Annotated in this window: 22 protein-coding genes; 2 read left to right on the top strand and 20 right to left on the bottom strand. The window is 66.5% G+C overall.

The genetic code is table 11. From position 1 onward, the window contains the following. Positions 1-39: 39 nt before the first annotated feature. The 20 genes from EHF44_RS11025 to EHF44_RS10930 all read right to left on the bottom strand — a co-directional run bounded on the left by EHF44_RS11025 (position 40) and on the right by EHF44_RS10930 (position 21,887). Complete coding sequence (locus EHF44_RS11025) at positions 40-753, bottom strand: phosphoribosylanthranilate isomerase (RefSeq protein WP_409558960.1); 714 nt, start codon at positions 751-753, stop codon at positions 40-42. Next, positions 740-1,561 (bottom strand): tRNA pseudouridine(38-40) synthase TruA, encoded by an 822-nt coding sequence (gene truA / locus EHF44_RS11020; protein WP_124683779.1) that lies wholly within the window; start codon positions 1,559-1,561, stop codon positions 740-742. Before truA ends, EHF44_RS11025 begins: the two co-directional genes overlap by 14 nt. A 144-nt stretch (positions 1,562-1,705) precedes the next feature. Next, positions 1,706-4,540: a FimV/HubP family polar landmark protein gene (locus EHF44_RS11015; RefSeq protein WP_124683778.1), complete on the bottom strand. Its 2,835-nt coding sequence runs from the start codon at positions 4,538-4,540 to the stop codon at positions 1,706-1,708. Between the two features lie 303 nt (positions 4,541-4,843). Next, entirely contained in the window at positions 4,844-5,980 is a 1,137-nt protein-coding gene (asd, locus tag EHF44_RS11010) for an aspartate-semialdehyde dehydrogenase (protein ID WP_124683777.1), read from the bottom strand. Between the two features lie 417 nt (positions 5,981-6,397). Further along, positions 6,398-7,465, bottom strand: a complete 1,068-nt coding sequence (leuB, locus tag EHF44_RS11005) for a 3-isopropylmalate dehydrogenase (protein ID WP_124683776.1) — start codon at positions 7,463-7,465, stop codon at positions 6,398-6,400. Positions 7,466-7,490: 25 nt separating this feature from the next. After that, on the bottom strand, positions 7,491-8,141 hold the full coding sequence (leuD, locus tag EHF44_RS11000) for a 3-isopropylmalate dehydratase small subunit (protein WP_124683775.1): 651 nt from the start codon (positions 8,139-8,141) through the stop codon (positions 7,491-7,493). Between the two features lie 10 nt (positions 8,142-8,151). Then, positions 8,152-8,283: an entericidin A/B family lipoprotein gene (locus tag EHF44_RS10995; protein ID WP_066733342.1), complete on the bottom strand. Its 132-nt coding sequence runs from the start codon at positions 8,281-8,283 to the stop codon at positions 8,152-8,154. Between the two features lie 49 nt (positions 8,284-8,332). Then, on the bottom strand, positions 8,333-9,742 hold the full coding sequence (leuC, locus tag EHF44_RS10990) for a 3-isopropylmalate dehydratase large subunit (protein ID WP_124683774.1): 1,410 nt from the start codon (positions 9,740-9,742) through the stop codon (positions 8,333-8,335). A gap of 349 nt (positions 9,743-10,091) precedes the next feature. After that, entirely contained in the window at positions 10,092-10,793 is a 702-nt protein-coding gene (locus EHF44_RS10985; RefSeq protein WP_124683773.1) for an ABC transporter ATP-binding protein, read from the bottom strand. After that, positions 10,793-11,560 (bottom strand): high-affinity branched-chain amino acid ABC transporter ATP-binding protein LivG, encoded by a 768-nt coding sequence (gene livG, locus EHF44_RS10980; RefSeq protein WP_124683772.1) that lies wholly within the window; start codon positions 11,558-11,560, stop codon positions 10,793-10,795. Before livG ends, EHF44_RS10985 begins: the two co-directional genes overlap by 1 nt. Continuing rightward, positions 11,557-12,831, bottom strand: coding sequence for a high-affinity branched-chain amino acid ABC transporter permease LivM (locus tag EHF44_RS10975; protein ID WP_124683771.1), 1,275 nt, complete (start codon positions 12,829-12,831; stop codon positions 11,557-11,559). Before EHF44_RS10975 ends, livG begins: the two co-directional genes overlap by 4 nt. A 14-nt stretch (positions 12,832-12,845) precedes the next feature. Beyond that, positions 12,846-13,772 (bottom strand): high-affinity branched-chain amino acid ABC transporter permease LivH, encoded by a 927-nt coding sequence (gene livH / locus EHF44_RS10970; RefSeq protein ID WP_124683770.1) that lies wholly within the window; start codon positions 13,770-13,772, stop codon positions 12,846-12,848. A gap of 138 nt (positions 13,773-13,910) precedes the next feature. Continuing rightward, entirely contained in the window at positions 13,911-15,038 is a 1,128-nt protein-coding gene (locus tag EHF44_RS10965; RefSeq protein WP_124683769.1) for a branched-chain amino acid ABC transporter substrate-binding protein, read from the bottom strand. A 576-nt stretch (positions 15,039-15,614) separates the two neighbouring features. Further along, positions 15,615-16,916 carry a citrate synthase gene (gene gltA / locus EHF44_RS10960; protein WP_124683768.1) on the bottom strand — a complete coding sequence of 434 codons (1,302 nt, stop codon included), beginning with the start codon at positions 16,914-16,916 and terminating at the stop codon, positions 15,615-15,617. Positions 16,917-16,958: 42 nt separating this feature from the next. Then, positions 16,959-17,240 carry a succinate dehydrogenase assembly factor 2 gene (locus tag EHF44_RS10955; RefSeq protein ID WP_124683767.1) on the bottom strand — a complete coding sequence of 94 codons (282 nt, stop codon included), beginning with the start codon at positions 17,238-17,240 and terminating at the stop codon, positions 16,959-16,961. A gap of 131 nt (positions 17,241-17,371) precedes the next feature. Continuing rightward, complete coding sequence (locus EHF44_RS10950) at positions 17,372-18,073, bottom strand: succinate dehydrogenase iron-sulfur subunit (RefSeq protein WP_019449065.1); 702 nt, start codon at positions 18,071-18,073, stop codon at positions 17,372-17,374. A gap of 30 nt (positions 18,074-18,103) precedes the next feature. Then, complete coding sequence (sdhA, locus tag EHF44_RS10945; protein ID WP_124683766.1) at positions 18,104-19,882, bottom strand: succinate dehydrogenase flavoprotein subunit; 1,779 nt, start codon at positions 19,880-19,882, stop codon at positions 18,104-18,106. A gap of 3 nt (positions 19,883-19,885) precedes the next feature. After that, complete coding sequence (gene sdhD / locus EHF44_RS10940) at positions 19,886-20,251, bottom strand: succinate dehydrogenase, hydrophobic membrane anchor protein (RefSeq protein ID WP_124683765.1); 366 nt, start codon at positions 20,249-20,251, stop codon at positions 19,886-19,888. Positions 20,252-20,263: 12 nt separating this feature from the next. Next, positions 20,264-20,674, bottom strand: coding sequence for a succinate dehydrogenase, cytochrome b556 subunit (gene sdhC, locus EHF44_RS10935; RefSeq protein ID WP_124683764.1), 411 nt, complete (start codon positions 20,672-20,674; stop codon positions 20,264-20,266). Between the two features lie 373 nt (positions 20,675-21,047). Beyond that, on the bottom strand, positions 21,048-21,887 hold the full coding sequence (locus EHF44_RS10930; RefSeq protein ID WP_124683763.1) for a GntR family transcriptional regulator: 840 nt from the start codon (positions 21,885-21,887) through the stop codon (positions 21,048-21,050). Between the two features lie 414 nt (positions 21,888-22,301). Between EHF44_RS10930 and EHF44_RS10925 the strand changes: the two genes are divergently transcribed. Continuing rightward, positions 22,302-23,285, top strand: coding sequence for a malate dehydrogenase (locus tag EHF44_RS10925; protein WP_124683762.1), 984 nt, complete (start codon positions 22,302-22,304; stop codon positions 23,283-23,285). A 126-nt stretch (positions 23,286-23,411) separates the two neighbouring features. After that, a complete protein-coding gene (locus tag EHF44_RS10920) occupies positions 23,412-24,392 on the top strand; it encodes an HpcH/HpaI aldolase/citrate lyase family protein (RefSeq protein ID WP_124683761.1) in 981 nt (326 codons plus the stop codon). The last annotated feature ends 244 nt before the right edge of the window (positions 24,393-24,636 follow it).

Genomic DNA, 24,636 nt, shown 5'->3' with positions numbered 1-24,636 from the left:
CGGGCAGCGGGCGGGGGGTGGCGCAGGGCCGGCCAGGGGCTACCGGCCGGCCAGGGCTGCGTCCGCCATCCGCACCGCGCGCACGAATGCGGCAATGCGGGCGTGGTCTTTCACACCCTTGCTCGCCTCCACGCCGCTGCTGACATCGACGGCGTAGGGGCGCACGCGCTCAATCGCACCAGCGACGTTTTGCGCGTTCAACCCACCACTCAAAACGATGCGAGGTGCGTCGTTTGCGGACGGGTTGGCAGGATTGGGCGGAAGCCATGGGGCAGGAATCAGGGTCCAGTCGAAGACGTGGCCGCCACCGCCGTAGCCCTCGACAAAGGCGTCGAGCAACAGGCCGGCGGCGTCACGGTATTGATCGGCGAATTCTACCAAATCAAGGCCCTGCTGGACACGGGCCGCGCGCATGAATGGCAGCCGGCAGCGCCGCGCCGTCTCGGTGCATTGCTGCGGCGATTCGTCGCCGTGGAACTGAAGTAGCGTCAACGGCACCCGCTCGGCCACGTGGGCCACTTCCTCGGCATCGGCATTGACGAACAGCCCGGTCACGGTCACGAACGGCGGCACCTGCTCGGCCAGCGCGGCGGCGTGGGCGACGTCGACGTAGCGCGGGCTCTTGTCGTAGAACACCAGGCCGATGGCGTCGGCGCCGGCGTCCACGGCCGCGCGGACGTCCTCCGGCCGCGTCAGGCCGCAGATCTTGATGCGTGTGCGCGGGGGCACGGGGCCGGAATCAGGCGCCATCATCGGCAAACACTCCGTGGAAGAGGCTGGCGGACGCATCCGCCCGGGGAAGCCGGTACGGCTCAGGATACTTTACGCCGACCAGGTACAGGCCGTCGGGCATGAACGTCGGCGCGGCCTTCTGCCGGCTGCGGCCGGCCAGCACCTCCGCCAGCCACTCGGGCGGGTAGCGCCCGCGCCCCACGGCCACCAGGCAACCCATCAGGTTGCGGACCATGTGGTGCAGGAAGGCGCTGGCGCGGAATCGCAGAAACACCCACGGCCCGTCGGCCTGGATCGTCACGTCGTAGAGTGTCTTGACCGGCGACCTGGCCTGGCATTCGGCGGCGCGGAAGGCCGAGAAGTCGTGCTCGCCGATCAGGCAGGCGGCCGCCGCGCGCATCGCGTCCACATCGAGCCGCTGGCCCGGCGGCAGCATCTGGTAGCCGGCCCGGCCGTGGATCATCGGCACCCGGTGCGGCCCGGTGTAGAGCGCGTAGTAGTACATCCGCTCGTAGGCCAGGAAGCGCGCGTGGAAGCCCGCGTCGACCGGCTCGGCCCATTGCAGCGCGATGGACGGCGGCAGGAATGCGTTGACGCCGCGCACCCACGAGAACTTGTCGCGATCGAGCACCGTATCGAGATGGATCACCTGCCCCAGCGCATGCACGCCGGTGTCGGTCCGCCCCGCCACCGTGGTCAGCAGGCGTGTCCCGGCAAAGCGCTCGATGGCGTCTTCCAGATGGTCCTGCACGGTATTGCGGTGGGGCTGCGACTGCCAGCCCGAGAAGGCCGACCCGTCGTAGTGGAGTCCGATGGCGATGCGATTCATGGAGGGGACGATGCGCAAAAACAAAATGCGCCGGAAGGGACGCTTCCGGCGCATCGCTTCGGGCCGCGGCGCGCCCGATCTCCGGCGTGCCGCAAACCCTGCATCATACCGGCCTTTGGGGCGAAACCCGCGGGCCGGCGAGGGTCAGGCCACGTCGCGCAGCAGCGTGCGGGCCTCGGTCTGCAGCGGGTCGTCGGACTGCTCGACCACTTCCTGCAGCAGTTCGCGCGCCCCTTCCTTGTCGCCGATCTCGATATAGGCGCGCGCCAGGTCCAGCTTGATCTGCATGTCGCGGCTGCCGTCCATGCCCGTGGCGGACAGCGTGCTGGCGGAAACGCCATGCGTGGCGTCGCCCAGCCCTTCGGACGTGACGCGGCTCAGGTCGATCGGCTCGACCAGCTTGCCGTTCTGGAGCATCGTCGGGGCCGGCAGCGGCACGGTCGATTCGGCCAGCGACGGCGCGTCGTACGTGGCCGTGGCCAGCGGCGCCGGCTGCAGCCCGCCCGCGTCCGGCGTGGCCGGATTCAGGTCGAGCGACAGGGCGGACATGTCGAATTCCAGCGGGCGCGAGCGCGTGGGGGTGTCCAGCGCGGGCACGTGGGCGGCGTCGTGACCCTCGTCGAGGATGTCGTCCAGGCGGGCCACCGGCTCGGCGTGCTCGTTGCCGAAGACCATCGATGCCGACGCCGGTGCCACGATGGGCTCGCCGGGGGCCGGCGCCGGGAAGGCGTCGAGCGGCAGCGCCAGGTCCGGCATGGCCGACGCCTGCGGCGCGGCCTGCAGCGACTGCGCGGGGTCCTGCGTACGCCATTGGTCGGCCACCGGGGTGGTCGTATCGGCTTCCGCCATCACCTCGGGCGCCACCGACAGGTACAGCGCGTTGCCCGGATCCAGCTTGCGACCCATTTCCGCGACCTGCTGCCAGTCCGCGCTTTGTCCGCCTACCTGGGCGAACATTTCTTCTGCAATCACCCGGAAACCTTCCACATCCTGACGAGTGTTGTAAATCTCCAGCAGCTTCAGGCGGATGGCCTGGCGCTCCGGATTCTGTTGCAACGCTTCGCGCAGGATTTCCTCTGCCTGCACGTCGCGTCCGTACGCGATGTACACCTCGGCCTCGGCAATCGGATCCACTTCCGTCGCTTCGGGCGAGTTGTTGCCGATGCGGAAGTCGGCACCGAACACGCTGTGCTGCGACGTGTCGACACTCTGGCCGCCGGCGGTACCGAACAACGAGTGTCCGCCGGCCATGACCGTGCTTTCCTGGGACAGGATGCTGTCACCGAAGCCGGTGTTCTCGCCGGCCTTCTGCTTCTGGCGGCGGCGATAGTACGCATAACCGCCAAGCAACGCAACCAGCACACCGACGCCGGGCAGCAGCATCGGATTGGCCAGCAGTTCGTCGGCGAACGACGGCTCGGCGATCGGCTGGACAACGGGCGGCGCCTTCCTGGCGGCAGCCGGTGCCGAAGCCGGCGCGGCGGCAGTGGCCGAAGCGGCGCCCTGCGGCGCGGATGCGGCGGCGGCCGGGGTGGTGGCAGCGGGGGCCGAGGCGGCTGCGGCGGTGGCTGCGGCCGCAGCGGTGGCAGCGGTCGCCGCCGACGCATCGGCCGTGGCGGCCGGGGCCGGTTCTGGCGTGGCCGTGCTCGGGGCGGCGGCCTTGGCCGGCTCGGCCGGGACCACGGTCGGCGCGGGCGCGGCGGCGTCCGCCGGCTTGGTGCCTGCCGCAGCGGTGGCCGGCGCAGCCGCGGCCTTGGCGGCCTGGTTGCCCTGGTTGAGCTTGGCGATCTCCGCGTTCTTCAGCTCCATCAGGCGCTGCATGTCGGAGATGTTCTTCTCCAGGTCCGTCACGCGCGACTCGGCTTCCTTGAGCTTGCGCTGGTTCGCCACCTCGGCTTCGGCCTTGGCCTGCGCGCCCTTGTCGGCCTTGTCGCCCTTCGACAGCTTCAGTTCGTCGCGCGGGCCGGCGTTCGGCACCGTGGTGTCCTGCACGCGGGCGGTCACGTTGCCCGACTGCTCGCGGCCCGACCCGGCTTCCACGGACTTCGCCGCGGCGGCAGCCGCCAGGCGGCTGCGGTAGCTGTCGAAGCCCTGCGTGCGGGCCACCACCTCGCGGCGGGCCTCGCGCGGGCTGACGGACTGGGCCTGCTGGGCGCTCGGCACCTTGAGCACGGCGCCAGACTTGATCCGGTTGATGTTGCCGCCGATGAAGGCGTTGGGATTGTTCCGATACAGCGCCAGCAGCATCTGCTCCAGCGACACGGCGTCCTGGCCCTGCGCGGCTTCGCCGGCAATGGCATAGAGCGTGTCGCCGCGCTGGACCGTGTAGTTGCCGTTGGCGGCCACGCCATCGCCCACGGCAGCGGGCGGCGCGGCGCGGCGCGGCTGGCGCGCGGGCGCCGGCGTGGGGGCGGCGGACGGTGCGGCGGGCGCGGCGGCCATGGGCGCCGGCGCCGGTACCGGCGCGGCGGCGGGCGACGCATCGGGGGTCGCGGCCTGCACCACGGTGGTCGGCGAGAACGCCTGGTTCGACGGCTTGGCGCCGGCCGGATCCAGCAGGAACGTATAGGCGCGGGTGATCTTGCCGCTGGACCACGTCATGTCGACGAGGATGTCGACAAACGGCTCGCTGAGCGGCTGGTTGGACCGCACGGTGGCCACGTAGCTGCCGTTCGGACGCTTCTGCACGTCCAGCCGGACGCTGGAGATGGCCGACAGATAGGTCAGCCCGGCACGGGAATAGGCGGACGCCGGGGCCAGCTTGACAGCCAGGCTGTCGGCTTCCTCGGGCGTCACGCCGGTGATATCGATTTCAGCCTGGAGCGGCTGCCCCAGGTTGGATTGGACCCTTAATTGTCCGAACCCCGCGGCATAGGCGGCTGGCTGCGCAAGCAGCAGACCGAATGCCGTGACGGCCAGCGTTGACCAGCGCTGACGGACAGTAGGCGCATCTTTCCGGCGATGTAGGCTCACACTCACCTCGTGCTCCGTTTATGGTTTTAGTAGCAAAAGTTAACCCGATCCCAACAAATGGCTGGCTGGCGGGCGCTGAACCGGCCGGGCTTGTTGCCCGTCCTGGTGCGCGCCCATGTCGCTGCCGTGCATGCCAGATGCGCGGCGGCGATGACCCCGTGGCCAAGCGCATGCCGGCTGTATTGTGACCCAAGCCTGTGAAAAAAAGGGTTCCGGATGCGACAACGCCGCGCTCCGGGCGCGGCGTCGATGAGAAAGCAGGTCATTCTGTTGCCTTGCTGCAACGAAGCGGCAAGGCCAAAGAGGGGGTCAGTCCTCGATCAGAATGCGCAGCATACGCCGCAGCGGCTCGGCCGCGCCCCACAGGAGCTGGTCGCCCACGGTGAAGGCCGACAGGTACTCGCCGCCCATCTGCATCTTGCGCAGGCGGCCCACCGGAATCGTCAGCGTGCCGGTCACGGCGGCCGGCGTCAGGTCCTTCATGCTGGCCTCGCGGGTGTTCGGCACGACCTTGGCCCACTGGTTGTTGGCGGCCAGCATGCCTTCGATCTCGTCCAGCGGCACGTCGCGGCGCAGCTTGATCGTCAGCGCCTGCGAATGGCAGCGCATGGCGCCGATCCGCACGCACAGGCCGTCCACGGCGATCGGCGCGGCGCCGGTGGCCCCGACAAAGCCCTCTCCCCGGCCCAGGATCTTGTTGGTCTCGGCGGCGCCCTTCCACTCTTCCTTGGACACGCCGTTGCCGAGGTCCTTGTCGATCCACGGAATCAGGTTGCCGGCCAGCGGCACGCCAAACTGCTTGGTCTCGTCGGCGGACAGGCCGTGCTGGGTCGACAGGATCTGGCGGTCGATCTCCAGGATGGCCGACGCCGGGTTGTCCAGCAGCGGCTTGACCGCGGCGTTCAGCGTGCCGAACTGGGTCAGCAGCTCGCGCATGTGCTGGGCACCGCCGCCCGAGGCGGCCTGGTAGGTCATCGAGGTCATCCACTCGATCAGGTCGGCCTGGAACAGGCCGCCCAGGCCCATCATCATGCAGCTGACTGTGCAGTTGCCGCCGATGAAGTTCTTGACGCCCTTGGACAGCGCGTCCTTGATCACGCCCAGATTGACCGGGTCGAGCACGATGATCGCGTCGTCCTTCATGCGCAGCGACGAGGCGGCGTCGATCCAGTAGCCGTTCCAGCCGGCGGCGCGCAGGCGCGGGAAGACGTCGTTCGTGTAGTCGCCGCCCTGGGCGGTGAGCACCACGTCGCACTGCTTCAGTGCGTCGATGTCGTTCGCGTCTTTCAGCGTGGTTTCATTCTTCGCCATGGCCGGGGCCTTGCCGCCGGCGTTGGACGTGCTGAAGAAAACGGGCTCGATATGGTCGAAATCGCCCTCTTCCTGCATGCGCTGCATCAGGACGCTGCCGACCATTCCTCGCCAACCGACGAGACCTACAATCATGACTTACCTCGGATGTGATGTGAACTTCCCCGCCATTTTGCTTCGCCCGGCGTGGCTGCGCGGGGAAGACGGGCAGGCACGACGAACGATCTAGCGGATCGTTTTGGTAATGGTTTTAATCGTCGTTGCGGTCAGGCCGGTCGAACCCATGCCAATCGCGCCGCGGGGGGCGGTGCGGGCAGCAAAAGCAGTCAGGAGGGACTGGGGGTTTCGGGCCATGACGGGAGAGTCTACACGAATTTGCGGCGATGCCGCAGGGGAAATGACGGGTGTTTTCGTGCTTGCGGGGTGGCTTTCCGGCCCCTGCGGCGCACCGGACGGGGCCGGGGGAGCCGGCGGACGGCAAAACATTGCGCAACCGGCATCGGATGCCGATCGCGCGCCGGTGCCGCCCGCCCCGCCGGCTGCGGCGGGTGCTTACAGCGCCGCCAGCACCGCCTCGCCCATTTCCCGGGTGCCAACCTGCTTGCAGCCCGGCGTCAGGATGTCGCCGGTGCGGTAGCCCTGCGCCAGCACCTTCTTGACGGCGTTCTCGATGCGGTCGGCCTGTTCGGCGCGGTTCAGCGAGTAGCGCAGCATCATCGCGGCGGACAGGATCGTGGCCAGCGGATTGGCCACGCCCTTGCCGGCGATGTCCGGCGCCGAGCCGTGCGACGGCTCGTACAGGCCCTTGTTGTTCGCGTCCAGCGACGCCGACGGCAGCATGCCGATCGAGCCGGTCAGCATGGCCGCCTCGTCCGACAGGATGTCGCCGAACATGTTGCCGGTGACGATCACGTCGAAGCTCTTGGGCGCCTTCACCAGCTGCATCGCGGCGTTGTCCACGTACATGTGCGACAGCTCGACGTCCGGGTACTCCTTGCTGACGTCGATCACGATGTCCTTCCAGAACTGGAAGGTTTCGAGCACGTTGGCCTTGTCCACGCTGCACAGCTTCTTGCCGCGCTTGGCGGCCGCCTGGAACGCCACATGGGCGATGCGGCGGATCTCGGGCTCGCTGTAGCGCATCGTGTCGAAGCCTTCGCGGGCGCCCTGGAACAGGCCGTCCGGCGCCTCGCGCACGCCGCGCGGCTGGCCGAAGTAGATGTCGCCGTTCAGTTCGCGCACGATCAGGATGTCCAGTCCGGCCACCAGCTCGGGCTTCAGGCTCGACGCGCCGGTCAGTTCCGGATAGCAGATTGCCGGGCGGAAGTTGGCAAACAGCTGCAGGTGCTTGCGCAGGCCCAGGATGGCCTGCTCGGGGCGCAGCGGGCGCTCCAGGCTGTCGTACTTCCAGTCGCCCACGGCGCCGAACAGGATGGCGTCGGCCTCCTTGGCCAGCTTCAGCGTGTTCTCGGGCAGCGGATGGCCTTCGGCCTCGTAGCCGGCGCCGCCCACCGGGGCGGTTTCCATCTCGAAATTCTCGCCCAGCGCGTTGAGCACCTTGACGGCTTCGGCAACGATCTCGGGACCGATGCCGTCGCCCGGCAGGACTGCAATCTTCATGTCGTATTTCCTTTAGTTTTCGGGATCAGCCCACCAGCCGGTTGCCCAGCCACGGCATGCGGGTCAGCCGCTCGGACTCGAACGCCTTGATCTTGTCCTTGTGGCGCAGCGTCAGGCCGATATCGTCGAAGCCGTTCAGCATGCAGTACTTGCGGAACGGGGCGATGTCGAACGGGTAGCTGGTGCCGCCCGGCGTGGTCACCACCTGTCGGTCCAGGTCGATGGTGAGCTGGTAGCCCTGGAACGCGTTGGTCTCGTTGAACAGGTGGTCCACCTGCTGCTCGGTCAGCACCACCGGCAGCAGCCCGTTCTTGTAGCAGTTGTTGAAGAAGATATCGGCAAAGCTGGGCGCGATCACGGCGCGGAAGCCGTATTGCGTGAGCGCCCACGGCGCGTGCTCGCGCGAGCTGCCGCAGCCGAAGTTGTTGCGCGCCAGCAGGATCGACGCACCCTGGTAGCGCGGCTGGTTCAGCACGAAGTCCGGGTTCAGCGGACGCTTGCTGTTGTCCTGGCCAGGCTGGCCGACGTCCTTGTAGCGCCATTCGTCGAACAGGTTCGGTCCGAAGCCCGTGCGCTGGATCGACTTCAGGAACTGCTTCGGGATGATGGCGTCGGTGTCGACGTTTTCGCGGTCGAGCGGTGCCGCGATGCCGCTGTGTACGGTGAACTTTTCCATGGTGATGTCCTTACTTCCGGGCGGCGTTCTCAAGGGCCTGCCCGGCAGCCTGCGTGTCCTTGCCAAAGCCGGCAATCGTGTTGCAGCCAGCCAGTTGCAGCATGCCCAGGCATGCCAGCAGCGTGATCACGATCTTTTTCATGTTCTCTCTGTTCGAAAGTCGTGGTTGACCCGATGACCCGTCCCGGCGGTCAGCCGAGCTTGCGGATGTCGACGAAATGCCCCTCGATGGCGGCCGCGGCGGCCATGGCCGGGCTCACCAGGTGGGTACGGCCACCGGCGCCCTGGCGGCCTTCGAAGTTGCGGTTCGACGTGGACGCGCAGCGCTCGCCCGGCTCCAGCCGGTCGGCGTTCATCGCCAGGCACATCGAGCAGCCCGGCTCGCGCCATTCGAAGCCGGCGGCCTTGAACACCTTGTCCAGCCCCTCGCGCTCGGCCTGTTCCTTGACCAGGCCCGAACCCGGCACCACCATCGCCAGCTTCACGTTGCCGGCCACCTTGCGGCCCAGCTTCTGCACGACCCACGCGGCGGCGCGCATGTCCTCGATGCGGCTGTTGGTGCAGGACCCGATGAACACCTTGTCGATGCGGATGGACTCCATCGGCGTGTTCGGCTGCAGGTTCATGTACTCCAGCGCGCGCTCCATGGCGTTGCGCTTGTTCGAATCCTTTTCCTTCTCGGGGTCCGGCACGCGGTCCTCGATGCTGACCACCATCTCGGGCGACGTGCCCCAGGTGACCTGCGGGCGGATTTCCTCGCCGCGCAGCTCCACGACCTTGTCGAAGTGGGCGCCAGCGTCGGAATGCAGCGTGCGCCAGTAGGCCACGGCCTGGTCCCATTCCACGCCCTGGGGCGCATACGGGCGGTTCTTCACGTATTCCAGCGTGATGTCGTCCACGGCCACCAGGCCGGCGCGCGCACCGGCCTCGATGGCCATGTTGCAGACCGTCATGCGGCCTTCCATCGACAGCTCGCGGATGGCCGAGCCGGCGAATTCCATCGTGTAGCCCGTGCCGCCGGCCGTGCCGATCTTGCCGATGATGGCCAGCACGATGTCCTTGGCGGTGCAGCCGCGCGGCAGCTTGCCTTCCACGCGGATCAGCATGTTCTTGGCCTTCTTGCCCAGCAGCGTCTGGGTGGCCAGCACGTGCTCCACCTCGGACGTGCCGATGCCGTGGGCCAGCGCGCCGAACGCGCCGTGCGTGCTGGTGTGCGAGTCGCCGCAGACCACGGTCATGCCGGGCAGCGTGGCGCCCTGCTCCGGCCCGATCACGTGGACGATGCCCTGGCGGTGGTCGTTCATCTTGAACTGCGTGATGCCGTAGGCGTCGCAGTTGGCGTCCAGCGTATCGACCTGGAGCTTCGAGATCGGGTCGGCGATGCCTTGCGTGCGGTCCGTGGTCGGCACGTTGTGGTCCGACACGGCCAGGTTCGCGCTGATGCGCCACACCGGACGCTCCGCCAGCTTCAGGCCCTCGAACGCCTGCGGGCTGGTCACTTCATGCAGCAGGTGGCGGTCGATGTAGAGCAGCGTGGTGCCGTCTTCCTCGACGTGGACGGTGTGGTCATCCCAGAGTTTGTCGTAGAGCGTCTTTGCCATGATGCGGGGGGCAGACCGTCCGACCGCACCCCCGGAGGGGACGACCGGCGCGAATCCGCGCGTTGGTTTGCAGGGGAGTTGTTATTCCGGATGCCATCGCGGGCAGGCAGGAGCCATTCTGCTGCGTTTCCGGCGACGCCGGGGATTGCTTGACATCGCAAGCGATTATGCCACCGCTGCCCGCCGCCAGCGGACCGCCCGGCCCGCCGGGGCGACGGTCATTGGCGAAAGGGGGATTTCGTGGATGGCGAAGGGGGCGGGAAGGGGCCGGGGCGGCCGGGGTGGCCGGTGGCCGGAGGCGGCTCCGCTCTCCCGCCGTGGGGGAGAGCGGAGCAAACCGGGGACTGAATCAACCGCCCAGGTAGGCCGCCCGGATCCGGTCGTTGGCCAGCAGGTTGGCGCCGGTATCCGCCAGCACCACCTTGCCGGTTTCCAGCACGTAGCCGCGGTCGGCCACCTGCAGGGCCTTGTTGGCGTTCTGCTCCACCAGGAAGACGGTCACGCCTTCCTCGCGGATGGTGCGGATGATGTCGAAGATCTGGGCGATGATCAGCGGCGCCAGGCCCAGCGTCGGCTCGTCCAGCAGCAGCAGGCGCGGGCGGCTCATCAGCGCGCGGCCGATGGCCAGCATCTGCTGCTCGCCGCCGCTCATCGTGCCGGCCCGCTGGCTGGCGCGCTGGTTCAGGCGCGGGAACAGCTTGAACACGTGCTCGATGCCGGCCTCGATCTCATGGCGGCTGGCAAAGAAGCCACCCATCTTGAGGTTCTCCAGCACGGTCAGGCTCGGGAACACGCGCCGGCCTTCTGGCGAAATGGCCATGCCCATGCGCATGATCTCGTGCGTGTTGCGGCCCGTGATGTCCTGGCCCTCGAACAGCACGCGGCCGCTGGACGCGCGCGGCGTGCCGCAGACGGTCATCATCAGCGTGGTCTTGCCGGCGCCGTTGCTGCCGATCAGGGTGACGATCTCGCCCTGGTTGACCTCGATCGACACGCCCGACAGCGCCTCCACGGCGCCATAGTGGGTGTGGACGTTTTCCAGCTTCAGCATCAGTCCTCTCCCAGGTAGGCCTTGATCACGCGCGTGTCGTTGCGCACCGCTTCGGGCGTGCCGATCATGATCGGCTTGCCGTGCTCCATCACGAGGATGCGGTCCGACACGCCCATCACCAGGCTCATGTCGTGCTCGATCAGCAGCACCGAGATGTTGAACTCGCGGCGCAGGCGGTCGATCAGCTGCTGCAGCTCGATCTTTTCCTGCGGGTTCAGGCCGGCGGCCGGCTCGTCCAGCATCAGCAAGCGCGGCTGGGTAATCATGCAGCGCGCGATCTCCAGGCGCCGCTGGTGGCCGTACGACAGCGTGCCCGCCTCGCGGTTGGCCACGGCGGTGAGCCCCATGCGCTCCAGCCATTCCCCGGCGCGCGACAGCGCCTCGCGCTCGGCGCGGCGGTAGGCCGGCGTGGCCAGCAGCCCGTGCAGCAGGCCGGCCTTGACCTGGCGATGCTGGGCGACCATCAGGTTTTCCACCACGGTCAACTGGCGGAACAGCCGGATGTTCTGGAACGTGCGGACCAGCCCGTGGCGGGCCACCACGTGGCTCGGCTGGCGGGCGATGGAGTGGCCGTCGAGCATCACCTCGCCGGCGGTGGGCTTGTAGAAGCCGCCCACGCAGTTGAACACGGTGGTCTTGCCGGCGCCGTTGGGGCCGATGATCGCAAAGACCTCGTCGCGGCGGACATCGAACTCGATGCCGTCCACGGCCAGCAGCCCGCCAAAGCGCATCTGCAGGCCCGATACTTTCAGCATTTCAGCGCTCATCGCGGCAACTCCACGTGGGGACGGCTCGCGGGCAGCAGGCCCTGCGGACGCCACATCATCATCAGCACCATCACCAGACCGAAGATCAGCATCCGGTACTCGGCGAAGTCGCGCGCCACCTCGGGCAGGATCGTCAGCAGGATGGCCGCCAGGATCACGCCAAGCTGCGACCCCATGCCGCCCAGCACCACCACGGCCAGGATCAGCGCCGACTCGATGAACGTGAATGATTCCGGATTGACCAGCCCCTGGCGCGCGGCAAAGAACGCCCCGGCCAGGCCGGCGAACGACGCGCCCAGCGTGAACGCGGACAGCTTGATGCGCGTGGGGTTCAGGCCCAGCGAGCGGCAGGCGATTTCATCCTCGCGCAGCGCCTCCCAGGCGCGGCCCATCGGCATGCGGATCAGCCGGCTGGTCACGAACAGCGTGAACCCCACCAGCAGCAGCGCCAGCAGGTACAGGAAGATCACCATGTGCTGGCCGGTGTACGGGATGCCGATCAGGTCATGGAACGTCTTCGCGCCCTCCACGCTCGCGCTGCGCGCCATCTCGATGCCGAACACGGTGGGCTTGGGAATGCCCGACACGCCGTCCGGGCCGCCCGTCAGGCTGGTCAGGTTGTTCAGCAGCAGGCGGATGATTTCGCCGAAGCCCAGCGTCACGATGGCCAGGTAGTCGCCGCGCAGGCGCAGTACCGGGAATCCCAGGATGAAGCCGAACAGCGCGGCCAGGCCGGCCGACAGCGGCAGGCATTCCCAGAACGTCAGCCCGAAATACTGGTTCAGCAGCGCGTAGGTGTAGCCGCCCACGGCGTAGAAGCCCACGTAGCCCAGGTCGAGCAGGCCGGCAAAGCCCACCACCATGTTCAGGCCCAGGCCCAGGATCACGTAGATCAGCGCCAGCGTGGCCACGTCCACGGCGCCGCGCGACCCGAAGAACGGGAACACGAGGCCCACGGCCAGCAGCACCCACACGGCCGCGCGCTGCTGCCTGGCGCCCATGGCGGGCGCGGCCGGCAGCTTCACGGCGCCGCGCGCGCGCAGCAGCATCGGCTTGCAGAGCTGGAACAGGAAGACCAGCGCCACGGCGATCCAGACCGGCCGCCAGTGCGGCTCCAGCACCACCTTGTAGCCGTCGAGCTTGAGCTGCAGGCCCAGCACCGGAATCGTCAGGATGGCCGTCAGCACGGCCGCCGTGACGGCGTTCTTGAGCGTGTCGGAGGCCGACGCCCGCGGCGCCGAGGCCCGCGCGATCGAAGTTGCTTGAGTCATGAAAGTCCCTCCCCTCAGACCTTTTCCACGTCGGGCTTGCCGAGCAGCCCCGTGGGGCGGAACAGCAGCACCAGCACCAGCAGGCCAAACGCCACCACGTCCTTGTATTCGGCGGGCATGTAGCCAGAGGCGAACGTCTCGGCCAGGCCCAGCAGCACGCCGCCGAGCATCGCGCCCGGGATGCTGCCGATGCCGCCCAGCACCGCGGCCGTGAAGGCCTTGATGCCGGCGATGAAGCCGATGAACGGATTGAGCTTGCCGATCGTCAGCCCGATCAGCACGCCGCCCACGGCGGCCAGCATCGCGCCCAGCACGAACGTGAACGAGATCACGCGGTTGGTGTCGATGCCGAGCAGGTTGGCCATGCGCATGTCCTCGGCGCAGGCGCGGCAGGCGCGGCCCATGCGCGAGTGGCCGATGAACAGCGTCAGCGCAATCATCAGCACCAGCGTCACGCCGACGATCAGCAGGCGCGAGTACGGCACCGTGACCGTGAAGTCGCCGCCCATCTGGAATTCGATGGCGCCCGAGATCAGCAGCGGCACCGACACGTCGCGCGCGCCCTGCCCGATCTGGACATAGTTCTGCAGGAAGATGGACATGCCGATGGCCGAGATCAGCGGCACCAGCCGAGGCCCGCCGCGCAGCGGGCGGTACGCCACGCGCTCGACGGCGTAGCCATAGACGCCGGTGACGGCCACGGCGACGATCAGCGCCGCGCCCAGCACCAGCGGCAGCGGATAGCCGGCCTGCGCGCCGATGGCGGTCAGCGTCACCAGGCCCACGTAGGCGCCGATCATGTAGATCTCGCCGTGGGCAAAGTTGATCATGCCGATGATGCCGTAGACCATCGTGTAGCCGATGGCGATCAACGCATAGATCGCACCCAGCGTCAGGCCGTTGACCAGTTGCTGGGTGAACTGCGGTAGGAATTCGTTCATGCGGGGACCTTGTGGATCGGGTGAGTCCGACGTGCGAGGCGGGCCGCCGTCATGTGGCGGATAATCGACATCGGACCGATACCAAAACGCCCCGCAGGCCGGTTGGCCGCGGGGCGTTTCGCCAGGATGGCGCCGGGTTTAGTTGGCGGCGGTCTTGGTGGCGTCCTTGTGCCACGTGTAGACGACGAACTTGAACGACTTCAGGTCGCCCTTGGCGTCGTATTCGACCTTGCCGATCGGCGTGGTGAACGCGTTCTTGTGCATGTACGCGGCCACCTTGGTCGGGTCCGTGCTCTTGGCGCCGGCAATGGCGTCGCCGATGATCTTCACGGCGGCGTAGGCGGGCATCTGGAACGGGCCGTTGGCGTCGCGCTTCTTGTCGGCGAATGCCTTGACCAGGCCGGCGTTGGCCGGATCGGCCGAGAAGTCGGCCGGCAGCGTCACGAGCATGCCTTCCGATGCCGGGCCGGCGATGGCGGTCACGTCCTTGTTGCCCACGCCTTCGGGGCCCATGAACGTGGCCTTCACGCCCTGCTCGCGCGCCTGGCGCAGCAGCAGGCCCATTTCGGGGTGGTAGCCGCCGAAGTAAACAAAGTCCACGCCCTGCGACTTCAGCTTGGTGATCACGGCCGAGTAGTCGGAATCGCCGGCGTTGATGCCTTCGAACACCGCCACGGGAATCTTGGCCGCTTCCAGATCCTTCTTGACCGAGCTGGCGATGCCCTGGCCGTACGACTGCTTGTCGTGCAGCACGGCCACCTTCTTGGGCTTGACCTTGCCGATGATGTACTGCGCGGCTGCCGGGCCCTGCTGGTCGTCGCGGCCGATCGTGCGGAAGATGAAGTTGCGCTTCTTCGTCTCGGTCAGCTGTGGCGCGGTGGCCGACGGCGTGACCATCACGACGCCTTCGTTCTCGTAGATGTCCGATGCCGGGATCGTCGAACCCGAGCACACGTGGCCGATCACGTAGTGGATGCCCTGGCTGACGACCTTGTTGGCCACGGCCACGGCCTGCTTGGGTTCGCAGGCGTCGTCCATCAGCACCGCTTCGAGCTTGTTGCCATTGGCGCCGCCGGCAGCGTTGATCTGTTCGATGGCGGTCAGGGCGCCGGCCTTGACCATGTCGCCGTACTGGGCCACCGAGCCGCTCATGGGGCCGGCGATGGCGATCTTGACGGTTTCGGCCTGGGCCGAGGTGAAGGCAGCGAGGCCGGCCGTGGCTACGGCGGCGGCAATGGCAGTGGACGTGAGACGGGACGTCATCAGGAGCTCCTCGATTATTAGGGGTCATTCCGGGCAGAGTCGGCATGACCGGCGCAATCGAACAACACCCGCGAGGAGGAAGCGTCGCCTGACGTGGCGGACGGTACGGCCCAAAGCGGAAGCCGGGCCTGCGATGAAGACGGTGAAGCGGATGCGGGGCCCGGCGCGTGCTGGCGTGCGCGTCACCGGATGGCCCGGTGCGGCGTACGCCTGAGTTCGGAAAGACAACGTTGATGCGTTCTCTATTGCGCAAGCGCTTCGCCTGCCCCGCTTCCCCAACGCGGCTGGCCGGAAGGGTGGCCCGGCTGCCGGTCGGCAAAGCAGCCCGCATTATAGGGGGAAAGTTGCACCCCGATGAAGCCAAGTTATTCGGCTTTGGCGAAAATCCGACAATTTTTGCGGCGGGTTGCAACCGTCCGGCGGCATGAACCATCGACAAAACCCGGTTTCCCAGCGCTGGTGCATGACCCGGCGGCGGGCCGGGTTGCGCTCGTCCGGCACGGGCCGCACCCGCCGCCGAGGCAAAAAAAACGCCCCGGTGAACCGGGGCGTTTCGGGGACGGCGGACCGCCAGGCGGCTTAGCGCTTGGCCATGTCCGGCACGTCGCGGGCGGCGGCGCCGTTGAAGAGCTGGCGCGGACGGCCGATCTTGTATTCCGGATCGGTGATCATCTCTTCCCACTGCGAGATCCAGCCCGGCGTACGTGCCAGGGCGAAGATGCAGGTGAACAGCGAGGTCGGGATGCCCAGCGCGCGCTGCACGATACCCGAGTAGAAGTCCACGTTCGGGTACAGCTTGCGGCTGACGAAGTATTCGTCTTCCAGGGCGATCTTTTCCAGCTCCATGGCCAGCTTGAACAGCGGGTCGTTGTGCAGGCCCAGCTCGTTCAGCACTTCATGGCACGTCTCGCGCATCAGCTTGGCGCGCGGGTCGTAGTTCTTGTACACGCGGTGGCCAAAGCCCATCAGGCGCACGCCCGAGTTCTTGTCCTTGACCTGCTTGATGAACTCGTTGATGTTGTCGACGCTGCCAATTTCCTCCAGCATCTTCAGCGCGGCCTCGTTGGCGCCGCCGTGGGCCGGACCCCACAGGCAGGCCACGCCGGCGGCGATGGCGGCAAACGGGTTCGTGCCCGACGAACCGGCCAGGCGCACGGTCGACGTCGACGCGTTCTGCTCGTGGTCGGCGTGCAGGATGAAGATGCGGTCCAGCGCACGCTCCAGCACCGGGTTCACGGTGTACGGCGCGCACGGCGTGCCGAACATCATGCGCATGAAGTTGCCCGAGTACGACAGGTCGTTCTGCGGGTAGATGTACGGCTGGCCGATGTTGTACTTGTACGCCATGGCGACCAGGGTCGGCATCTTGGCGATCAGGCGGATGGCCGAGATCTCGCGCTGGTGCGGATCGTCGATGTCCATCGCGTCGTGGTAGAACGCGCTCATCGCGCCAACCAGGCCCGTCAGCACGGCCATCGGGTGGGCGTCGCGGCGGAAACCGCGCATGAAGAACTGCAGCTGCTCGTGCACCATCGTGTGGTTCATCACCGAGCCCACGAACTCTTCCTTCTGCTTGGCGTTCGGCAGCTCGCCCTTCAGCAGCAGGTAGCAGGTCTCCAGGTGGTCGCACTTCTGCGCCAGTTGCTCGATCGGGTAGCCGCGGTACAGCAGCTCGCCCTTGTCACCGTCGATGTAGGTGATCTTGGAGTTGCACGAAGCGGTCGACATGAACCCCGGGTCATAGGTGAACTTGCCGGTTTGACCGTACAGCTTGCGAATGTCGATCACATCCGGGCCAACGGTGCCCTGGTAGATCGGCAGCTCAACGCTGGGGGAACCATCGGAAAACGATAGCGTGGCTTTCACATCGGACGGCGTCATGTCGGTTCCTTCAAATACTGTGAATAATAGTGTTGACCAAACTCAGACCGAACGCAGCAGGCTGAGTACCCGTTGCATCGGGGGCGTGTCGAGCTCACCGTCCAGCTCCTTGCGGGCAAGCAGCAGGTCCATCAACTCGTTGTCGCTGAGTTCGAACAGCTCGCTCAGCGATGCCACGTCCTCATCGGACAGGCTCTCCTCGTAACGGTTGAAGAAACGTTCGACGATGATGTCGTTCTCCAGGAGGCCGCGGCGGGCGCGCCAGCGAAGACGGGCACGCTTGTGCGGGTCGGCCTGATGGGAGAATGTGGTGGAAAGACTCATGGTCAGCCTTCTTTGACCGGCGGCCCGCCCGACTTGATACCGCATCGGGCTGACGCGCCGCTTACATCAACTGCAGACTGCCTGACTGTCCGCATGCTGCACGGACGCATCAGGCAGTTTATACCGGCCGATCAAACAGCGCGGCGAACCATCAGTTCCTTGATCTTGCCAATCGCCTTGGTCGGATTGAGGCCCTTCGGGCACACGTCGACGCAGTTCATGATGCTGTGGCAGCGGAACAGGCGGTACGGGTCGTTCAGGTTGTCCAGGCGCTCGCCGGTGGCCTGGTCGCGGCTGTCCGCGATGAAGCGGTAGGCTTGCAGCAGGCCGGCCGGGCCGACGAACTTGTCCGGGTTCCACCAGAACGACGGGCACGACGTGGAGCAGCTTGCGCAGAGAATGCACTCGTACAGGCCGTCCAGCTCGTCACGTTCCTGCGGCGACTGCAGGCGTTCCTTCTCGGGCGGCGGCTCGTCGTTGATCAGGAACGGCTTGATCGAGTGGTACTGCTTGAAGAAGTTCGTCATGTCGACGATCAGGTCGCGCACCACCGGCAGGCCGGGCAGCGGACGCAGCACGATGCGGTCCGGCAGCTCGCGCATGTTCGTCAGGCAGGCCAGGCCGTTCTTGCCGTTGATGTTCATCGCGTCCGAGCCGCACACGCCTTCGCGGCACGACCGGCGGAACGAGATCGTCTCGTCCAGCTTCTTCAGCTTGACCAGCGCGTCCAGCAGCATGCGCTCGTGACCGTCGAGCTCGACCTCGTAGGTCTGCATGCGGGGGGCTGCGTCCTTGTCCGGATCGTAGCGGTAGACTTCAAAAATACGCTTCATTTCTGTGGGTCCTGTTTTCTCTGGCGCCGCTTAGAAAGTACGGGCCTTCGGCGGCACCGATTCCACCGTCAGCGGTTGCATCTTGACCGGCTTGTAGTCCAGGCGGTTGCCTTCGCTGTAGAACAGCGTGTGCTTGAGCCAGTTGTCGTCGTCGCGGTTCGGGAAGTCGCTGTGGGCGTGGGCACCGCGCGATTCCTTGCGGGCGGCGGCCGAGATCATCGTCGCCTTGGCCACTTCCACCAGGTTGGCCACTTCCAGGGCTTCCACCAGCGCGGTGTTGAAGACCTTGGACTTGTCCTTCAGGTGGATGTTGTCGGCACGCTCGGCCACTTCCAGGATGCGCTCGACACCTTCGTCCATCAGCTTCTGCGTACGGAACACGCCGGCATGCGACTGCATGTTGCGGCGGATGTCGTTGGCCACGTCCTGGGTGTACTCGCCCGATGTCGTCGCCTGCAGCTTGGCCAGGCGGGCCATCGCGCGGTCGGCGGCGTCGGCCGGCAGCGGCTTGTGTTCCTTCTGCTTGGTCGCGTTGGCCACGATGTGGTTGCCGGCCGCGCGGCCGAATACCACCAGGTCCAGCAGCGAGTTCGTGCCCAGGCGGTTGGCGCCGTGCACCGATACGCAGGAGCATTCGCCGATCGCGTAGAAGCCGTTGACCACTTCGTTCGGGTTGCCGTTCTTCGGCACCACGACCTGGCCGTGGAAGTTCGTCGGGATACCGCCCATCTGGTAGTGGATGGTCGGCACGACGGGGATCGGTTCCTTGATCGCGTCGACGTTGGCGAACTTCATGCCGATCTCGCGGATCGACGGCAGGCGCTTCATGATGGTCTCGGCACCGACGTGGGTCAGGTCGAGCAGCACGTAGTCGCCGTTCGGGCCGCAGCCACGGCCTTCCTTGATTTCCTGGTCCATCGAGCGCGACACGAAGTCGCGCGGCGCCAGATCCTTCAGCGTCGGGGCATAGCGCTCCATGAAGCGCTCGCCATCCTTGTTACGCAGGATGCCGCCCTCGCCGCGCACGCCTTCCGTGATCAGCACGCCCGCGCCGGCCACGCCGGTCGGGTGGAACTGCCAGAATTCCATGTCTTCCAGCGGAATGCCGGCGCGCGCCGCCATGCCCAGGCCGTCACCGGTATTGATGAAGGCGTTGGTGGAAGCCGCGTAGATCCGGCCCGCGCCGCCCGTGGCGAACAGCGTGGTCTTGGCTTCGAGGATGTAGACCTCGCCGGTTTCCATTTCCAGCGCGGTCACGCCCAGCACGTCGCCTTCCTCGTCGCGGATCAGGTCCAGTGCCATCCATTCGACGAAGAAGTGGGTCTTGGCGCGCACGTTGCGCTGGTACAGCGTGTGCAGCAGCGCGTGGCCGGTACGGTCAGCCGCGGCGCAGGCACGCTGCACCGGCTTCTCGCCGTAGTTGGCGGTGTGGCCGCCAAACGGACGCTGGTAGATCGTGCCGTCGGCGTTACGGTCGAACGGCATGCCGAAGTGTTCGAGCTCGTACACGACCTTCGGGGCTTCCCGGCACATGAACTCGATGGCGTCCTGGTCGCCCAGCCAGTCGGAGCCCTTGATGGTGTCGTAGAAGTGATAGTGCCAGTTGTCCTCGCTCATGTTGCCGAGCGAGGCACCGATGCCGCCCTGCGCCGCCACCGTGTGCGAGCGGGTCGGGAATACCTTCGAGAGCACGGCCACGTTCAGGCCGGCTTCCGCGAGCTGGAGGGATGCGCGCATCCCGGCGCCGCCCGCCCCGACGATGACCACGTCAAATTTGCGACGCGGCAATCCAGTCTTGACTGCGACCATTTATTACACCCTCCAGAGAATCTGAGCAGCGTAGCCCGCGCAACCCACGAGCCACAGAATCGTAAGAACTTGCAGCACCAGGCGCACGGCCATGGGCTTCACGTAGTCCATCCAGATGTCGCGGATGCCGATCCAGGCATGGAACAGCAGCGACAGCACGGTCAGGAACGTCAGGAGCTTCATCCATTGGTTGGCGAAGAGACCCGACCAGCCTTCGTACGAAGGATTGCCGAAGGCGAGGTACACCCCGGCGAGCACCACGGTGAACACCACCATGATGACGGCGGTAACGCGCTGCGCAAGCCAGTCCTTGAGACCGTAGTGCGCACCGACGACAAGACGCTTGGGACCGATATTATTGTTTGCCACTTGACTCTCTCCTCAGAACAGGCCGAACAGCTTGAGCCCGAACACCAGGGTGAGCAGCAGGCTTACCACCAGCACGGCCTTGGCCGACGAGGCCGAGGCGGGCTTCGACACGCCGACGTGCACGTCGAGCAGCAGGAAGCGGATACCGGCGCAGAAGTGATGCAGGTAACCCCAGATCAGCGCCAGGATCACCAGCTTGACGAAGCCGTTGGACAGCAGGGCCGAGAACTTGGCAAAGCTCAGTTCGGACGTGACGCTCTGCTCGAACAGGTACAGAACGAAGGGAAGGAGGAGGAACATCAACGCACCGCTTACGCGATGCAGGATGGATACCTTGCCGGCCCAGGGCAACCGGTAGCGCGAGATTTGCGCGATACCGATGTTCCGGAACTCCGGCCTGGCTTGTTTGGCGGCTTCAGCCATGCGAGACCCCATTTGCGGTGAAAAGAAAACAGCAAAAGAACGACACTGCCATTACTCCCGATTGCATTGGCGCGGCACAGCGGGTACCGTGAATGCACCGTACTGCATCAAGTGGTGTGGGTGCACTGGATGCAAATGGATGCAGGGGAGCAAATCCACGTGATTTTAGCGCCTTTGTTGCGCGCCGCACCAATAATTTTCGCCTATCGCGCACCAGCGCGGCGTGCCCGACAATCGCACGCAACAACCCGCGCACCGTCCTGGCGCCCAGATATTCCGCCATTCCATTCACGACCTGCAATGGTCGGCACGCGTCCCATATACGCGACGCAATAGTCGGCATACGGGACAGACATTCCACCGTCATGACAGGTCAGCTCAGGTCGTTCTGGTAGTAGTGGCGCGTGGTGACATACAGGCCACGGCGGACTTCCACGGGGCGGTCGCCGTAGGTGAACGACACCCGCTCCACGGACAGCAGCGGCGATGCGGGCGCCACCGACAGCAGCTCCGCTGCCGTGTTATCGGCAGCGACGGCCCGGATCTTTTCCGTCGCGCGGATCATCCGCGTGCCGAATTCGGTTTCGAAGAGCGCGTACATCGGGCCCTTCCACTCGTTGAGCTTCTCGGCCGTCAGGCCCTTGAAGTTGGCGCCCAGCAGCCAGATCTCGTCCAGCACCGTGGCTTCGTTGGAAAACGTCAGCACCCGGCGGATCTGCACCACGCTGTCGCCGGTGCGGATGTCCAGCAGCCGGGCGATCTCGGCCGGCGCCCGCAGCCGCTTGCATTCAAGCACGCGGCTGGCGCCATAGTGGGGTTCACCCTCGTCGGGTACCAGGCGCAGGAAGCGGAACTTGACCACGTCCTCGTAATGGGTGGTCACGAAGGTGCCCTTGCCCTGCCGGCGCGCCACGAGGTTGTCGGCCGCCAGTTCGTCGATGGCCTTGCGCACCGTGCCCTGGCTTACCTTGTACCGGGCGGCGAGGTCCATCTCGCTCGGGATCATCTCGCCGGGCTTCCACTCGCCGGTCTGCAGGCTCTGCATGATCAGGGCCTTGATCTGCTGGTAGAGCGGGCTGAACGTGGGCGATGGCGCGGCGGCGGCGCCCGCGGCGGGCGCGGGCGGCTGCGTCCCGGCACCGCTCTGTGGGGCGCCAGATTCCGGCGCGCCATTGGCGGCTGCGGCGGACGGGGACGTAGGCAGGGATGACATAGGCCGGATTCAACCACAAAAGCGAGAATCGCGTCCAGCGCACTATGAAATGTCTTATGTCTTATATAAGACATATGAATTGACAGCGGTCGGGACGCACCCTACACTCGCGCAAGTCCGCGCCGCCGCCCCCGCCAGGTTCCTCCCGGGCTACCCCGCCGCGGGGTGAAACCTTCGGGATGCGACGCACCACACAGCAGTAGTAGTATTACGCCTTGTCGCCCTCGACGCCTGCCCATGGCCCGCGCGCTCCTCGTTGCCGGCCGGATGCGGGCAGCGTGGGCTGTGGCGGATGCCCGCCTGCCCCGTGGCGACACGCGAACCAGCACCCGGTGCTGTGCCGGCCCGCTCCAGACGCTGGATGGCCGGGCGCCACCGACCGGTTACCCCCTCTTTTCGTTTGGAGACTTACTCATGGCTAAAGCCCCAATGCGCGTCGCAGTGACCGGCGCCGCTGGCCAGATCGGCTATTCCCTGCTGTTCCGCATCGCCAACGGCGACATGCTCGGCAAAGACCAGCCGGTCATCCTCCAACTGCTCGACCTCCCGCAAGCCCAGGCCGCCGTCAAGGGCGTGGTGATGGAACTGGAAGACTGCGCGTTCCCGCTGCTGGCCGGCGTGGTCATCACCGACGACCCCAAGGTCGCCTTCAAGGACGCCGACGTGGCCCTGCTGGTGGGTGCCCGTCCGCGCAGCAAGGGCATGGAGCGCAAGGACCTGCTCGAAGCCAACGCCCAGATCTTCACGGTGCAGGGCAAGGCGCTGGACGAAGTGGCCAGCCGCGACGTGAAGGTGCTGGTGGTGGGCAACCCGGCCAACACCAACGCCTACATCGCCATGAAGAGCGCGCCGAACCTGAAGCGCGAGAACTTCACCGCCATGCTGCGCCTGGACCACAACCGCGCGCTGTCGCAGATCGCCGCCAAGACCGGCAAGCCGGTGTCGTCGATCGAGAAGCTGTTCGTCTGGGGCAACCACAGCCCGACGATGTACGCCGACTACCGCTACGCGACCGTCGACGGCAAGAGCGTCAAGGACATGATCAACGATCCGGTCTGGAACAACGACGTGTTCCTGCCGACCGTGGGCAAGCGCGGCGCCGCCATCATCGAGGCCCGTGGCCTGTCGTCGGCCGCCTCGGCTGCCAACGCCGCCATCGACCACGTCCGTGACTGGGTGCTGGGCTCGAACGGCAAGGTCGTGACGATGGGCATCCCGTCGAACGGCGAATACGGCATTCCGAAGGACGTGATGTTCGGCTACCCGGTCACCACGGCCAACGGCAAGTACGAGATCGTCCAGGGTCTGGAGATCGACGCCTACAGCCAGGAAAAGATCAACATCACGCTCAAGGAACTGGAAGAAGAGCGTGCCGGCGTGCAGCATCTGCTGGGCTGACCTGTAGCGCCTGGCGCTCAGTGAAACCGGGGTCCGCATCGATCTAACAGTCGGCGCGGACCCCGGTTTTTCATTGGGCGGCCGCTTTGTCTTGACAACTTCCCCCCGCTCCATACGTCAACCACCGTGCATCCATCCGAGGTCTTGTTCCAGGGCGAAGCCGTACCGGTGCAGCTCCCCGTCTGCGACCACTATGCGGGCAGCGAAAAGCTCATGCGCAAGTCGCTGGCGCTGCAGCAGGCGTCGGGCCCCGTGTTCGACATCACGTTCGACTGCGAGGACGGCGCCGCCGTCGGGCTGGAGCGCGAGCACGCCAGCCTTTGCGCGCAACTGATCAACAGCGCCGACAACGCGCACAACCGCGTGGGCGTGCGCATCCACGACCCGGCGCACCCGTCATGGCGCGAGGACGTGGACATCCTGGTGTCCGCCGCCGGCGCGCGGCTGGCCTATGTGGTCGTGCCGAAGGTCACCGACGTGGTCGAGGTGGCGCGCGTGACCGATCACGTGAACCAGGTGGCCCGGGCGGCCGGCATCGCCCGCCATATTCCGATCCATGTGCTGATCGAGACACATTCAGCGCTGGAACAGGTGTTCGACATCGCCTCGTTGGTGCAGGTGGAATGCCTGAGTTTCGGGCTGATGGACTTCGTCTCGGCCCACCACGGCGCCATCCCGGGCGAGGCCATGCGCTCGCCGGCGCAGTTCGAGCATCCGCTGGTGCGCCGCGCGATGCTGGAGATCTCTGCCGCCTGTCACCGCCACGGCAAGGTGCCTTCCCACAATGTGAGTACCGACGTACAAACGCCCGAGCGGGCTGGCGACGACGCCCGCCGGGCCCGCGCGGAGTTCGGCTACCTGCGCAAGTGGAGCATCCATCCGGGCCAGATCGAACCGATCGTGGCGGCGTTCCGCCCCACCGACGGCGAGATCGGCGCCGCCAGCCAGATCCTGCTGGCCGCCCACGAGAACAACTGGGCGCCGATCCGCCACGACGGCCAGTTGCATGACCGCGCCAGCTATCGCTATTACTGGTCGCTGCTGCAGCGCGCCCACGCCACGGGCACCCGGCTGCCCGCGCCGGTGGCCGACCTGTTCTTCGGCTGAAGCCCCGGAATGGCCTTGATCCCGCGCAACGGCCCGTCATCGCGCACATCGGCGGTTCACTTTTGCCGCCAAGTGGCCGATGACAAACCAGCCGCGCGGGATTGTGTAACCAATATCAGACGTGCTTCGCCCGCCCAGGCAAATCGTAGAGAATAGCGGCGGAAAGTTGCCGGGGCGTCCCGTGGCACCCTCGCGGAACGCCCGCCCCGGACTGTTCACTACAACGAGCCCCCTTTGACTACCC

Origin of the sequence: Cupriavidus pauculus, from assembly GCF_003854935.1 — a bacterium.
GTDB lineage: Bacteria > Pseudomonadota > Gammaproteobacteria > Burkholderiales > Burkholderiaceae > Cupriavidus > Cupriavidus pauculus_C.
Note: the sequence above shows the minus strand (reverse complement) of the source record. Positions and strands in the feature narration are given on the sequence as shown.